This window comes from Streptomyces albus subsp. albus (assembly GCF_000719865.1).
Taxonomy (GTDB): domain Bacteria; phylum Actinomycetota; class Actinomycetes; order Streptomycetales; family Streptomycetaceae; genus Streptomyces; species Streptomyces albus_E.
In genome coordinates, this window is record NZ_JOID01000010.1 from 165449 (window position 1) to 178945 (window position 13497).

At 72.6% G+C, this 13497-nt stretch carries 12 protein-coding genes; 7 read left to right on the forward strand and 5 right to left on the reverse strand.

What is annotated here, in order from left to right; all coding sequences use genetic code 11:
• Nucleotides 1-609 precede the first annotated feature (609 nt).
• A complete protein-coding gene (locus tag IF83_RS0112780) occupies nucleotides 610-1440 on the forward strand; it encodes a PaaX family transcriptional regulator (RefSeq protein ID WP_030544252.1) in 831 nt (276 codons plus the stop codon).
• Here the strand turns inward: IF83_RS0112780 and IF83_RS0112785 are convergent.
• The 4 genes from IF83_RS0112785 to IF83_RS0112800 all read right to left on the reverse strand — a co-directional run bounded on the left by IF83_RS0112785 (nucleotide 1431) and on the right by IF83_RS0112800 (nucleotide 5301).
• On the reverse strand, nucleotides 1431-1895 hold the full coding sequence (locus IF83_RS0112785) for a MaoC family dehydratase (RefSeq protein ID WP_030544253.1): 465 nt from the start codon (nucleotides 1893-1895) through the stop codon (nucleotides 1431-1433). The genes IF83_RS0112780 and IF83_RS0112785 overlap by 10 nt on opposite strands.
• Complete coding sequence (locus tag IF83_RS0112790) at nucleotides 1892-3421, reverse strand: acyl-CoA synthetase (protein WP_030544254.1); 1530 nt, start codon at nucleotides 3419-3421, stop codon at nucleotides 1892-1894. The genes IF83_RS0112785 and IF83_RS0112790 overlap by 4 nt, the downstream gene beginning before the upstream one ends.
• Nucleotides 3422-3508: 87 nt before the next feature.
• The gene (locus tag IF83_RS0112795) at nucleotides 3509-4384 is read right to left on the reverse strand and encodes an amidohydrolase family protein (protein WP_030544255.1); all 876 of its coding nucleotides are present in this window, start codon (nucleotides 4382-4384) and stop codon (nucleotides 3509-3511) included.
• Complete coding sequence (locus IF83_RS0112800) at nucleotides 4384-5301, reverse strand: SDR family NAD(P)-dependent oxidoreductase (RefSeq protein ID WP_107046754.1); 918 nt, start codon at nucleotides 5299-5301, stop codon at nucleotides 4384-4386. The genes IF83_RS0112795 and IF83_RS0112800 overlap by 1 nt, the downstream gene beginning before the upstream one ends.
• Nucleotides 5302-5405: 104 nt before the next feature.
• On the opposite strand from IF83_RS0112800, the gene IF83_RS0112805 reads away from it, so the two are divergent.
• From IF83_RS0112805 to IF83_RS0112830, 6 genes are all read left to right on the forward strand, one after another.
• Nucleotides 5406-5951 carry a MarR family winged helix-turn-helix transcriptional regulator gene (locus IF83_RS0112805; protein ID WP_394297321.1) on the forward strand — a complete coding sequence of 182 codons (546 nt, stop codon included), beginning with the start codon at nucleotides 5406-5408 and terminating at the stop codon, nucleotides 5949-5951.
• A gap of 83 nt (nucleotides 5952-6034) precedes the next feature.
• Nucleotides 6035-7399 (forward strand): MFS transporter, encoded by a 1365-nt coding sequence (locus IF83_RS0112810; protein ID WP_030544258.1) that lies wholly within the window; start codon nucleotides 6035-6037, stop codon nucleotides 7397-7399.
• Between the two features lie 239 nt (nucleotides 7400-7638).
• A complete protein-coding gene (locus IF83_RS0112815) occupies nucleotides 7639-9147 on the forward strand; it encodes a Y4yA family PLP-dependent enzyme (RefSeq protein WP_244177031.1) in 1509 nt (502 codons plus the stop codon).
• Nucleotides 9144-10472, forward strand: a complete 1329-nt coding sequence (locus IF83_RS0112820) for a pyridoxal-phosphate dependent enzyme (protein WP_030544260.1) — start codon at nucleotides 9144-9146, stop codon at nucleotides 10470-10472. The genes IF83_RS0112815 and IF83_RS0112820 overlap by 4 nt, the downstream gene beginning before the upstream one ends.
• Before the next feature lie 5 nt (nucleotides 10473-10477).
• A complete protein-coding gene (locus IF83_RS0112825) occupies nucleotides 10478-11710 on the forward strand; it encodes an aminotransferase class V-fold PLP-dependent enzyme (RefSeq protein WP_030544261.1) in 1233 nt (410 codons plus the stop codon).
• An 80-nt stretch (nucleotides 11711-11790) separates the two neighbouring features.
• Nucleotides 11791-12582, forward strand: a complete 792-nt coding sequence (locus tag IF83_RS0112830) for a class I SAM-dependent methyltransferase (RefSeq protein ID WP_030544262.1) — start codon at nucleotides 11791-11793, stop codon at nucleotides 12580-12582.
• Nucleotides 12583-12762: 180 nt separating this feature from the next.
• Here the strand turns inward: IF83_RS0112830 and IF83_RS0112835 are convergent, their stop codons facing one another.
• Complete coding sequence (locus IF83_RS0112835) at nucleotides 12763-13203, reverse strand: protein-tyrosine phosphatase family protein (protein WP_030544263.1); 441 nt, start codon at nucleotides 13201-13203, stop codon at nucleotides 12763-12765.
• Nucleotides 13204-13497: the final 294 nt, after the last annotated feature.

Below are 13497 nucleotides of genomic sequence, written 5' to 3' on the forward strand. Positions count from 1 at the left end.
CGAGTATGGGGCGAGCGGACGAGTGCCTCGGCGGCCTCGTTGACGTATCGCTGAGCAGGGTGGCAATCATGAGGCTTCTTGGTCCGGGTGGCAGGTGGCACTGCCGTAAGGGAAGGGAGCTTCGTGCTCGTCGGCCCCCATACGGCGGCCGCCACCCCACGCGGGCGCGTCGGAAGGGCTCATTGGTGTGACGCGAGGTGGGCTCGTCGGGGGCCTCGCCGCCGCCACTGGGCCAGCTGGTGCCGCAGGGGTTGCCGCCGGCAGCGAAGAGCGGGGGGTCCGTATAGCCGGGCGACACAATCAGGCACCCCCAGTGGTAGACGATCGGCGTTTCGGTGCACGGGTTCCCCCGCACCGCCGCCCTCACGTTTCCGGCCCCGGGCCCACCGATTGGACCCGCTCGCGGCGAAGCGTCCGCACGGCGCACCGGTCACCGCCCGGGCGTACGAACTCCACAGCAGACCCGGCCGGTACGCCGCAGCCGGCCAGGACGGCGAGGCGGAGCCCGGTGATTCCCGGCCGCCGCTCCGGTCCCGTGGACGGCCACCGCGCACGCGTTTCGCCGACCGGGCCTGACGTGCTGATCGGCGCAGGCGTACGGTGGGACGTGTGACCGGAGAAGAGTCGCTGCGACCGCAGTCCCTGATGCTGACGTTCCTCGGCGACCAGGTCCTCGGGCGGGACGTGTGCGTGTACTCCGGCAGCGTCATCGATGTCTTCGCCCGGGCCGGCGTCAGCGAACAGGCCACGCGCTCCACCCTGACCCGCATGGTGAACCGCGGCCTGCTGCGCCGCCAGCGCGAGGGCCGCAGGATGTACTTCGGGCTGACCGAGCACTCGGCCACCGTGCTGCGCGACGGCGAGCGGCGCATTTGGCAGACCGGCGCGGTCAACCGGCAGTGGGACGGCACCTGGACGCTGCTCGGTTTCTCCCTGCCGGACTCCTGGCAGCGCCAACGGCACGACCTGCGCTCGAAACTGACCTGGAGCGGCTTCGGTCCGCTGTTCAACGGACTGTGGATCGCCCCCGGCGAGGTGGATGTGTCGGACCTGGTCGACGAGTTGGGCCTCGCCGCCCACGTGAAGGTCTTCCACGCGCACGCCGTCGCCGGCACGGACGTCGGCATGATGATCGAGGAGACCTGGGAGCTGTCCGGACTGGCGGCACGCTATGAGGCGTTCGCCCGGCGCTGGGAGAAGTGGCAGGCCGAGCTGCCCGAGGCCGACGACGCGCTCGCCCTGCGGCTGGTCCTGCAGACGGAGTGGCTGCGGATCATCCGCCGGGACCCGCGGCTGCCGGTCGTGCACCTGCCGGACGACTGGCCCGCCGACGCGGCCGAGAAGACGTTCCGGACCGTGCACGACCGGCTCGCCCCGCTCGCGAACACCGCCGCGGAACGTCTGCTCGACCTCGTCCCCGTACGGCCCGCTCAGGCGTAGAACCGCGACAGGCTCTGCAGCACCGCGGCCGGCTTCGCGCCTCCCTCGATCTCGATCGTGCCCTCGACGGTGATCTGCACCCCGCCCGTCACGTCCGTCACGTCCGTCACGTCCGCCAGGCGGCCGGCCAGGCGGATGCGCGAACCGGCCCGCACCGGGGAGGGGAAGCGCACCTTGTCGAGGCCGTAGTTGACCTTCGTCGTCACGCCTTGGACGTCGAGCAGTTCGGTGAAGAGCGGGATGAAGAGGGAGAGGGTCAGATAGCCGTGTGCGATGGGCGCGCCGAAGGGGCCGTCCTTGGCCTTCTCCGGGTCGACGTGGATCCACTGGTGGTCGCCGGTGGCGTCGGCGAAGGTGTCGATCCGCTCCTGGGTGACCTCGATCCACTCACTGGTGCCCAGGTCGCTGCCGGCCAGCTTCTTCAGTTCGCCGAGACCGTTGACGGTGATGCTCATGGGGTGTCCTTGACGTCGGGGGCGGGTTGGTCGCCGAAACGGGAGCGCACCTGCGGTTTGAGGAGCTTTCCGGAGGCGGTGCGCGGGAGTTCGTCCGCGATCACCACGGACTTGGGGATCTTGTACCGGGCGAGCCGCCCGGCCAGGGAGCCGAGCACCTCCCCGGGGTCGAGGACGGCTCCTTCGCGCGGGACGACCACCGCCCGCGGCACCTCGCCCCACTTCTCGTCGGCCACGCCGATCACGGCGCATTCGGCGATGCCGGGGTGGGCGAGCAGCAGGTTCTCGATCTCGGCGGGGTAGACGTTCTCCCCGCCCGAGATGATCATGTCCTTGAGGCGGTCGACGACGTAGACGTAGCCGTCCTCGTCGACGCGGGCCGCGTCCCCGCTGCGGAACCAGCCGTCCGTGAAGACCGCGGCGGTCTCCTCGGGCAGTCCCCAGTACCCGGGCATGACGTGGGGTCCCCGGACGACGATCTCCCCGGTCTCGCCCGCGTCGACGGGGGCGAGGTCCGTCCGGACGACCCGCACGTCGCTGAAGAAGTGCGGTACGCCGGCCGATCCGGCCTTGCTCACGGCGTGTTCGGCGTCCAGGAACAGGGTTCCGGGGGCGGCCTCGGTCATCCCGTAGCCCTGGAGGAAGGTGAGCCCCCGCTCCTGGTACGCGGTGATCAGCGGGATCGGCACGGGAGAGCCGCCGCAGGTGAGGAGGCGCAGGCTGGAGAGGTCGGCGCCGGCCCACCCCGGGTGCCGGGCCATCTGGTCGAACATGGCCGGTACGCCGAACATGAAGGTGATCGCGTGCCGTTCGACGAGGTCCAGCGCGGCACCCGGGTCGAACCCGTCGGTGAGGACACAGGTGCCGCCCTTGAGCAGCACCGGGAGCGTCAGCATGTTCAGCCCCGCGGTGTGGAAGAGCGGGGCGGAGACGAGGGCGCGCTCGCCGGCGGTCAGGTCCTGGTCGACGAGGACGTTGACCGCGTTCCACGTCAGGTTGCCGTGGGTGAGCATCGCGCCCTTGGGGCGGCCCGTCGTTCCCGAGGTGTACATGATGATGCAGGTGTCGTCGAGGGTGACGGGCTCGTCGACGGCCTCGGTGGAGCCGGCGGCCAGGGTCCGCTCGTACTCCGGCCCGATCTCGACGTACGTCCGGACGCCGGTGTCCTCCGGCAGCCCCGCGACCAGCCCGGCGAGTGACGGGCTGTGGACGAGCGCCGCGGCGCCGGAGTCGGCGAGCTGGTAAGCGATCTCGGGGCCGGCCAGGCGGGCGTTGAGGGGGACGAAGACCGCGCCGAGGAGGCCGGCGGCGAACAGCGTCTCCAGGTAGGAGGGGTGGTTGGGGCCGAGGTAGGCGACGCGGTCGCCGCGCCGGACGCCCCGGGCGCGCAGGGCGTGGGCGAGGCGGGTGGTGCGGGAGTGCAGGTCCGCGTAGGTGAGGGTGGCGTCGTCGTGGACGAGTGCGGGGCGGTGCGGGGTCTTGCGGGCCCGGCGGGCCGGCCAGGACCCCAGTCCCTCATTGCGCATCGGTACGCCCCCGTCCGTCGTCGTGCGGGGCGGGGCGCGGGACACAGCGTCGGGGAGAGCACGGGGGAGAGCACATGGGGTGCCCCTTCACGGTGTGGTGAGCCCGAGCAGGCGGGCGGCGTTCTCCTTGAGGATCTTCGGCCTGACCTCGTCCTTGATCGCCAGCTTCGCGAAGTCGGCGAGCCAGCGGTCGGGGGTGAGGACGGGGAAGTCGGAGCCGAAGAGGACCTTGTCCCGGAGCAGGGTATTGGCGTACTGCACGAGCTGCGGCGGGAAGTACTTGGGCGACCAGCCGGACAGGTCGATGTGCACCCCCGGTTTGTGCGTGGCGACGGCGAGGGCCTCGTCCTGCCAGGGGAAGGACGGGTGCGCGAGGATGATCTTCAGATGCGGGAAGTCGGCGGCCACGTCGTCCACGTGCAGCGGGTTGGAGTACTTCAGACGGATGCCGCCCCCGCCGGGGACGCCGGCGCCGATGCCGGTCTGCCCGGTGTGGAACAGGGCGATCGTCCCCGTCTCCTCGATGACCTCGTACAAGGCGTAGGCCAGCGCGCGGTCGTTGGGGAAGAAGCCCTGGATGCTGGGGTGGAACTTGAAACCCCTCACCCCGTACTCCTCCACCAGGCGGCGGGCCTGCCGCACGCCCGCCCTGCCGCGGAAGGGGTCGATGGAGGCGAAGGGGATCAGCACGTCCGCGTTGGCGGCGGCGGCCTCGGCGACCTCCTCGTTGGGGACCGGTTCGGTGCCGGTGGCGGACTCGGCGTCCACCGTGAAGATCACGGCGGCCATCTTCCGCTCGCGGTAGTACGCGGCCGTCTCCTCAAGGGTCGGCTTCCGCTTGCCCTCGACCTTGAAGTAGGCGGCGGAGGCGTCGTGCAGGTCGTCGTCCAGGGACGCGTGTCCCTTCGAGGACACCTCGGCGTGCGTGTGGACGTCGATCGCGGCCAGTTCTCCGACGTTCATCACGCCTCCGGGACCCTGGGTGCGGGGATGCCGACGGTCTCGGGTTCGGCGCCGACCGACGTGTGCCAGGCCTCGGCCAGCGTCTCGGGGCGCCAGCCGCCGTCGGCGTAGGCGGCCCTGACCTCCCGGGGGTGGGACCAGAGCGTCACCCGGTCGCCGCCGATGCCGATGCACTGGCCGGTCACGTCCCGGGCGGCCTCGGAGGCGAGGAAGGGGACGAGGACGGCGCAGTCCTCGGGGGTGCCGAAGCCCTCCCCCTTGCGCAGGAACCCGGGCAGCGGTGCGCCGTTCCTCATGGCCTCGATGTACGGGGCGAAGGCGGGGATGGTCTCGGTCATCGCCGTGGCGGCGACGGGCACGATCGCGTTGACGGTGATGCCGGCGCGGGCCAGCTCCATGGACCAGGTGCGGGCCATGGCGGCGATGCCGGCCTTGGCTGCGGCGTAGTTGGTCTGGCCGAAGTTGCCGCGCTGCCCGGCCGGGGAGCCGACCAGGATCAGCGTGCCGCCCCCGCCCTGTTCGCGCATACGGACGGCGGCGGCCCGGGCGCAGGTGAAGGTGCCCTTCAGATGGGTGGTGAGCACCGCGTCGAAGTCGTCGTCGGTCATCTTCCACAGCACCTTGTCGCGCAGGATGCCCGCGTTGGTGACGAGGATGTCCAGCCGGCCGAACTCGGCCACCGCCCGGTTCACCAGCCGGTCGGCGGCCTCGGCCGTACCGACCGCGACGGCCTCGGCCACGGCGGTGCCGCCCGCCCCGGTGATGGACTCGACGGCCTCCCCGGCCACGCCCGCGTCGATGTCGTTGACGACCACGGAGGCGCCGTGGGCGGCCAGAGCCCGCGCGTAGGCCAGGCCCAGGCCCCGGCCGCTGCCGGTGACGACGGCGGCCTTTCCGCTCAGATCGATCATGTGCACAGGCGAGTCCCTTCACGGAGTGACACGGGGTGTGGAGACGCGGCGACGTCGCGATCGAAGCTAAGAGCAATGATTGTTGACGTCAATAGTTGCTCCCACTCGGCATGGTGCGCGAGACTGCTCTCGCACACGCCGCACGCTTTTCGACCCGGGAGTCCGCCATCACCCGCCAGCCGCACACCGAGAACCCCGCCGGCGCCCCGATCGACGCGCACGAACCGTGGATGCGCGCACTGCACGCGGACACGGGCTATCTGCTGTACCGCCTGGGCCTGCGCTCGGGGCAGCTGTTCAACGCCTCCCTGCAGAAGTCGGGGCTGCGCCTGCGCCATTACGCGCTGCTGCGCTTCCTGGCGACGTGCGAGGGCGCCCTCCAGCGGGAGCTGAGCACCCGGCTCGGCTACGACCCCAGCGCGATCGTCGGGCTGGTCGACGACCTGGAGAAGCTGCGCCTGGCGGAGCGCCGGCCGTCCCCCGAGGACCGGCGCAGCCGGATCGTGGTGCTCACGGACGAGGGCCGCGCCTTCCTCCGCGACAGCGACGAGGCGAGTACGCGGGTGACGAGCGACCTGCTGACTCCGCTCACCGCGGCCGAGCGGGAACTGCTGCACGGCCTGCTCCTGCGCCTGGCCGAGGACCGGCTCGAATAATGTTGTGCAAATGATTGACGAGCATGAGATTGCTGCCTAGGTTCCTCGGGCATCGGCCCCGCCCCAGCCCCCAGGAGCTCACCGTGCAGCCGTCCCCCGCCTCTCCCTCCGCCCGTCAAACATCCGCAGACCAGCGCCAGTTGCGCCGCGTGGCCCTGTCGAGCATGCTCGGCACGGCCATCGAGTTCTACGACTTCCTCGTCTACGGAACGCTCGCCGCGCTGGTCTTCGGCAGCCTGTTCTTCCCCGGCGCCGACCCCGCGGTCGGCACCATCGCGGCCTTCGGCACCTTCGCCGCGGGTTATGTGGCCCGCCCGCTGGGCGGCATCGTCTTCGGCCACTTCGGTGACCGGATGGGCCGCAAGTCGATGATGCTGCTGACCATGACCTTGATGGGCGTCGCCAGCTTCCTCATCGGCGTCCTGCCCACCTACGACACGATCGGCGTGTGGGCGCCCGTCCTGCTGGTCACCCTGCGCGTGGTGCAGGGCCTCGCCATCGGCGGGGAGTGGGGCGGCGCGACCCTGATGGTCGTCGAGCACGCCGAGCGGACCCAGAGTTCACGGCGCGGCCTCTGGTCGAGCGCCACCCAGCTCGGGGCTCCGCTCGGCTCGGTCCTCTCGGCGGGCGTGGTCACGCTGGTCTCCGTGCTGCCTGACGACGACTTCCGCTCCTGGGGCTGGCGGGTGCCGTTCCTGCTCAGCATCGCGCTGCTGGCCCTCGGCCTGTTCGTCCGGCTGAAGGTCGCGGAGAGCCCGCTGTTCGCCGAAGCGAAGAAGGAGCCCGCCGCACGGCCGCCGGTCGTGGAGGTGCTCCGCCGCCCCGCTCCGGTGCTGCGCGCGGCGGGCATCGGCATCGGCGCGTTCACCGCCCAGTCGCTGCTGGCCAGTTTCATGATCTCCTACGCCGTCGGCCAGGGCTACAGCCGTCCGCAGGTCCTCACCGGCGTCACTCTGGCCTCGTGCACGGCCCTGCTCGTGCTGCCGGCGGCCTCCGCCCTGTCGGACCGGGTCGGCCGCCGCCCCGTGGTCCTGGCCGGGGCCCTCGCCTCCGCCGTGCTCGCGTTCCCCGTCCTCGCCCTGGTGGACTCCGGCTCCCCCGGCCTGCTGATCCTCGCCCTCGTCCTCGGCCACGGGATAGCCCAGTCGCTGATGTACGCACCTCTCGGCGCCCTGCTCAGCGAGATGTTCGGCACCCGCGTCCGCTACACCGGCGCCTCCCTCGGCTACCAGGGCGCGACGCTGATCGGCGCCGGCTTCTCCCCGCTCATCGCCAGCAGCCTCCTCGCCTCCTCCGGCGGCAGCAGCACACCGGTCTCCCTGCTGCTGTGCTGCGGTGCGGCGATCACCGCGCTCACCGTGTGGCGGACGCGCGAGACACGGACGAACGCTCTGGACGCCCCGGTGCCTGCCACCACGGTCCCCAGCCCCGGGAAGACCCCCCACTGACGGCTTGCGCCGACGGCCCCTTCGACGGCCCGGGCACCCGGCCCCGGGGGGCACCCGGCACCGGAGGCATCAACACCCGCAGCCTTTAGCACAGTTGACCCTGCCGGGTAAGCCGTGGCTTAAAGGCAGATGTCGCCGGACATGATGATTCCCGTACGGTTGCCCGAGCGACCGGCGGCGCCCCGGCGGCGCCGGCCGGTCGCCGGCGACGCCGCCGGTCACGGGGAGGGGTCTCAGTCGTGCGCGTGCCCTTATATCTGCAACCACGACTGGAGCCACCGCTCAGCTCGCTGCTGGCGGACGCACCTTTTCTGCACTCCCTCGCCGACGCCCTCGGCTCCCCGCTCAATCTGCTGCTCCCCGACCGGATCGCGGAGAACGCCGACCGCTTCCGCGGCGTCTACCGCGCGCACCGGCTCAGCGGGCGGGTGTACTTCGCGCACAAGGCGAACCGGTCCGGTTCCCTGGTCCGCCGGCTGGCGGCGGCCGACGCCGCGACGGGGATCGACGTCGCCTCGCTCGGCGAGCTGCGGCACGCCCTCGCCTCCGGCCTCACCCCGGACCGGATCATGGCCACCGGGCCGAAGGACCCGGAGTTCCTGTGGCTCGCCGCCCGCACCGGCGCCACCGTCAACCTCGACTCCCCCACCGAACTCGGCCAACTCGCCGATCTGATCCGGAAGTACACCCTCCCCCGGACCGACGTCCTGCTGCGGCTGTCGGCGTTCGAGACGGCGACCGGGCCGGGCGTCTCCGGAGTGAGGGCGCTGTCCCGTCCCAGCCGTTTCGGCTCACCCCTGCGGGAGACCGGCGCCGTCCTCGACGCGGTCGAACGGCACCGGGACGCCGTCCGGCTGACCGGTGTCGCCTACCACCTGGACACCACCGGCCTCGCGGAGAAGGCCGCCGCCCTGGAACAGTGCGTCGCCGTCATGGACGAGTGCCGCGCCCGCGGCCTGGATCCGCGCGTCATCGACATCGGCGGCGGGTTCGGGGTCGGCTATGTCGCGGAAGCCGGCCAGTGGGAGCGGTACACGACCGAGCTGGCCAACGCGGTGCTGGGCACCCGCCCCGCCCTGACCTGGCGCGGCCACGGCTACGGCCTGCGCAACGAGGGCGGCACGCTCCGCGGGTCGCTCGCGCTCTATCCGGCCCACCGCCCCACCGCCGGGCCCGGATACCTCGGTGAACTCCTCTCCCATCCCGCACCGGCCTCGGGACGCCCCCTGGCCACCCTCCTCCTGGAACACCTCTACGACCTCGTCTGCGAACCGGGTCGCGCGCTCGCCGACCAGTGCGGGCTGTCACTGGCACGGGTGACCGACGTCCGCCCCACCGGCCACGACTCCGGCGACCTCCTGGTACGCCTCGGCATGAACGCCGGGGACATGAGCCTGGAGGAGCACGGCGTCCTCGTCGATCCGATCCTCCTCTCCCGCCCGCCCGCGGTGGATCCCATGGAACGAGCCGGGGACGACGGGCCCGTCGGCGTCTACCTGGCCGGGAACCTCTGCCTGGAGGCCGACCTCATCACCCGCCGGAAGGTGTTCCTGCCCCGGCGGCCCCGCCCCGGCGATCTGCTGGCGTTCGCCAACACCGCGGGCTACGCGATGGACTTCCGCGCCCACCGGGCCCAGCGGCAGCCGGCCGCCCGCACCGTCGCCGTCACCCGGGACGGCGCCTCCTGGCGCTGGTGCCCGGACGAGGACTACTGGCCGATCACGGGAACGGGGGGACCGACGTCATGAGGTACGACAGCATCACCGAGGCCATCGGCAACACACCGCTGGTGCGCATCGACCCGGCGGTGCACGGACTGCGCCACATCGACCTGTACGCCAAGCTGGAGATGCTCAACCCCTTCGGCTCGGTCAAGGACCGCGCCGCCTGGAACATGGCACGGCCCGGCCTCGCCGACGCGGTGGAGCGCGGAGCGACGGTCGTGGAGCTGTCGAGCGGGAACACCGCGAAGGCCCTGGCCCTCCTCGCCGGCATGCACGGACTGCGCTTCAAGAGCGTCACCAACCGCATGCGGGTGCCGGAGATCAAGGAGCTGCTCCTGCTGCTGGGCGCGGAGATCGAGGAACTGCCGGGACAGAGCGAATGCCTCGACCCGGCCGACACCGAGGACCCGCTGACCCGCTTCCACCAGGCGCTCGCCGGGCCCGGAAACGCCTATCTCCACACCGACCAGTACTTCAACCGGCGCAACACCGAGGCCCACGTGTCGGGCACCGGGCCGGAGATCGTCAAGGACCTGGACGGACGGGCGCCCGACTGGTTCATCGCCTGCGTCGGCACCGCGGGTTCCTCGACCGGGGTGGTCCGGGTGCTGCGCGAACACGACCCGGAGGTACGGGTCCTCGGGCTGGTCGCGCACAAGTCGGACTTCATTCCCGGCATCCGCACCATCGACGAGGTCCACCAGGTAGGCCTCTTCGACCCCGCGACCTACGACACCATCGAGCCGGTGACGGCCGACGAGGCCATCGACGGCATGCTGACCCTGATCCGCCGCTGCGGCCTGCTGGCCGGGCCCACCGGCGGCGCCGCCTACCACGGCGCGGTCCGCCATCTCCGCGCGCTGGACGAGCCGTCGGAGGAGCGCCGGACCGCGGTCTTCATCGTCTGCGACCGGGCCGAGAGCTATCTCGGCTACGTCCGGCAGCGCCGCCCCGAACTCCTGGGCCGGCCGCCCCGGAAGAACTCGGCCGCGGCCCTGACCGAGGCCGAGATCCGGGCAGAGGCCCGGAGCGTCGCGACCGACGAGGCCCGGCGGTGGATCAGCGAGGGGGTCCCGCGGCCGCTGGTGATCGATCTGCGCGGACCGCGGGCGTACGCCACGCTGCACATCGAGGGATCCCTCAGCATCCCGGAGGAACTGTTCGACGAACTCGTCCGCGGCGGCCTGCCCTTCGGCACCCGGCAACCCGTCCTGCTGGCCTGCCCGGTCGGCGAGAAGTCCGCCCGCTACGCCGCGCAGCTCACCCGCATGGGGCACCCGGACGTGCGCAGCCTGTCCGGCGGCATCGTCGCGTGGCGGGACGCCGGCGCCCCGCTGGTCCGGGACTGATGCCCATGCCCGGCGAACGGCCGGACGCCACGCCGAACGGCCTCGGCAACCCCGACGACCTGAATCAACTGAGCGGCTGGCAGCGGGAACTGCGGGAGGAGTTCCCCATCATCACCGGCCACCCGGAGCTCGTCTACTTCGACAGCGCGGCCACCTCGCAGAAGCCCCGGGCCGTCCTCGCCGCCGTATCCGACTATCTGACGACGTCCAACGCCAACGCCGGGCGCGGCTCCTACCCGTGGGCCAACCGGACGACGGCGATGGTCGAACGGGCCAGGCGGCGGGTCGCGGAGTTCCTCGGCGACCCCGCCCCGGAGAGTTCCGGGGTCCACTTCACCGGCGGCACCACGGAAGGGCTGCGGAGCGTCGCCCGGGACTGGCTCACCGGCCTCCTGGCCGACGGCGACGAGATCCTCGTCCCCCATGCCGATCACCGGGCGAACCTGGAGCCGTGGCTGGAGGCGCGGCGGCTGCTGGAGCGCCAGGGCGTCACCGTGCGTCTGCGCGCCCTGCCGTACCAGGAGGTGTCCGGGGACTACGACCACCGGGCACTGGCCGGGGCGGTCGGTCCGCGGACCCGGTTCGCCGCCGTCACGCACGTCCACCACGTCTACGGCGGCGACATGGAGATCCGCCGCATCCGGGAGACGGTCGGCCCGGATGTGCCGATCTGCCTGGACGCCGCACAGAGCGTCGGCCATCTGCCCGTGTCCGTGCGGGACCTCGACGTCGACTTCCTGGTCTTCTCCGGCCACAAGGCGCTGGCCCTGCCCGGCACCGGGGCCGTCTGGGCCCGCAACGCGCGCGGCCCGGAGTACCGGCCCGGCGGCTGGCAGGGCACCCCCAACACCGTGGGGATCGCCGCCCTGACGGCCGCTCTCGACTGGCTGGACGCCGCGGGCACGGACCGGATCGCCCGCTGGACCACCGCTCTGACGGCCCGGCTCACCGACCGGCTGCACCGGCTGCCCCCGTACGAGATCCTCGGCTGCCAGGCCGGCCTCGCCGCCGGTTCCACCGTGCGGCGGCGCCACGGCATCGTCACCTTCCGGCACCGCGACATCCCCTCGGACGACCTGGGCTTCATCCTGTTCAGCCACGGCTTCATGGTGCGGGCGGACAGCCTGTGCCAGGCGGGGCACGCCGACCGCGAGGGCTCGGTGCGGATCAGCCTGCACGTGTACAACACGGCGGAGGAGGTGGACCGTCTGCTGGACCTGCTCGCGACACTGAACTGAACGCGAATGGAAACCGTTTCCATTTATGGATTACCGTACGCCTCTGAACGGTGAGAGACGACACGAGGCGGCACGGACCAATGGGCGTGAGCATGGCGACAGCCGAGCGGTGGGTGGAACGCTGGGAGCACCAGCAGGAGCACTACGCCACCGATCGCGAGGAGCGGTTCACGGTGATCGCCGATGTCGTCGAGCAGGTGACGGCCGGCCGGCCCCGGCCGCTCCTCCTCGACCTGGGCTGCGGCCCGGGCTCCCTGGCGGCCAGGCTCGCCGCGCGACTGCCGCACGCCGAGATCGTCGCCGTCGACATGGACCCCGTGCTGCTGGAGCTCGGCCGGGTCCACCGCGCCGACACCGCGCGGTACGTGGAGGCCGTGATCGGGGACGACGGATGGACCGGCGCCCTCGGCCTCGCCCGCCCGCTCGACGCGGCCGTCTCCACCACGGCCCTGCACTACCTCTCCGAAGCGGATCTGCTGCGCACCTACCGGCAACTCGCCGCACTGCTGCGCCCCGGCGGCGTCCTGGTCAACGGCGACCACTTCCCTCCGGCGGACCCCCGCTGCGCCGCCCTCACCGCACACGTCGGCCGCCTCCGGGCCGAGCGCCGGCGCACCTGCCGGCACGAGGACTGGACGTCCTGGTGGGCCGCGGCCGCGCAGGAGCCCGAACTGGCCGGCCTGTTCAGCCGCCGCGAGCGGCACCGGCCGGCGCCCGGCCGGGACGGCACCGGGGAAGGCCCCGCGAACGGGAACGGGAACGGTCTGACGCCGGGCCGCCACCTGGAGCTGCTGCGGCGGGCGGGCTTCCACCGCGCCACACCCGTCTGGCAGTTCGGCGACAGCCACGTCCTCGTGGCGCTGCGGGACTGACCCGGGCACGGTCCGCGCCGCACCGGCCGGGACGGACGGACGGGCACCCCTCGGCGCCCGCCGCCCGGAGGCGGGGCGGCCGCACCGCACCGGGGAACGCACGCACCGCGCCGAACACACCGCCGGGCGCCGGGTGCCCGGCAGGAGGCCCCGCGCGGGGCGCCGGTCCGGAGGCGCGGGTCAGGCCGCCGGGAAGCGCCGGACGTACCGGCGCTGCCAAGGGGTCTCCACGGCGCGACGGTCATAACCCCGGCGCACGAACTCCACGGCACGGCCGGCCGGCACACCGTCCAGGACGGCGAGGCAGGCCAGCGCCGTACCCGTACGGCCGCGGCCGCCGCCACAGGCGATCTCGACGCGCTCGCCCTCGTCCCCCGCACGCGCCCACGCCGCGTGCAGGACGTCCCGCGCCTCGGCCCCGTCGGCCGGCAGCCGGAAGTCCGGCCAGCGCAACCAGTGCGATTCCCAGGGGACTTCGGGGGGACGCCCGCCCAACAGGTATACGCCGTACGTGGGCTCGGGGCCGTCCGGAATCGGCCGCCGCAGCCCGCGGCCGCGGACCCTGCGGCCGGAGGGGAGCCGCAGAACACCGGCGTCCGTGAGCTGCCATGTCTCCGTCACCGGATCACCGTATCCACCGCCGGCTCACCGCGAGGGCGGAAGCCGGCGGTCCGCCGCGCGAGGGCCCTCACCGGCTCTCGGGCGCGGGGCCGGGATCCGCGCCGTCCGCACCCGCCGCCCCCGGAGCCCGGGACCACGGCCGGAGGCGCGCCGGAGGCCGGGCCCCGGCGCGCCTCCGGCGTCACCGCTCCCCCGGCTAGGAGCGTGTCTCAGTAACGGGCAACCCGCGTGTAGCTCGTGATCATTCATGCGGGATGATCCTGGTATGCGTGATGGGGATGGGCTGTTCGAGGT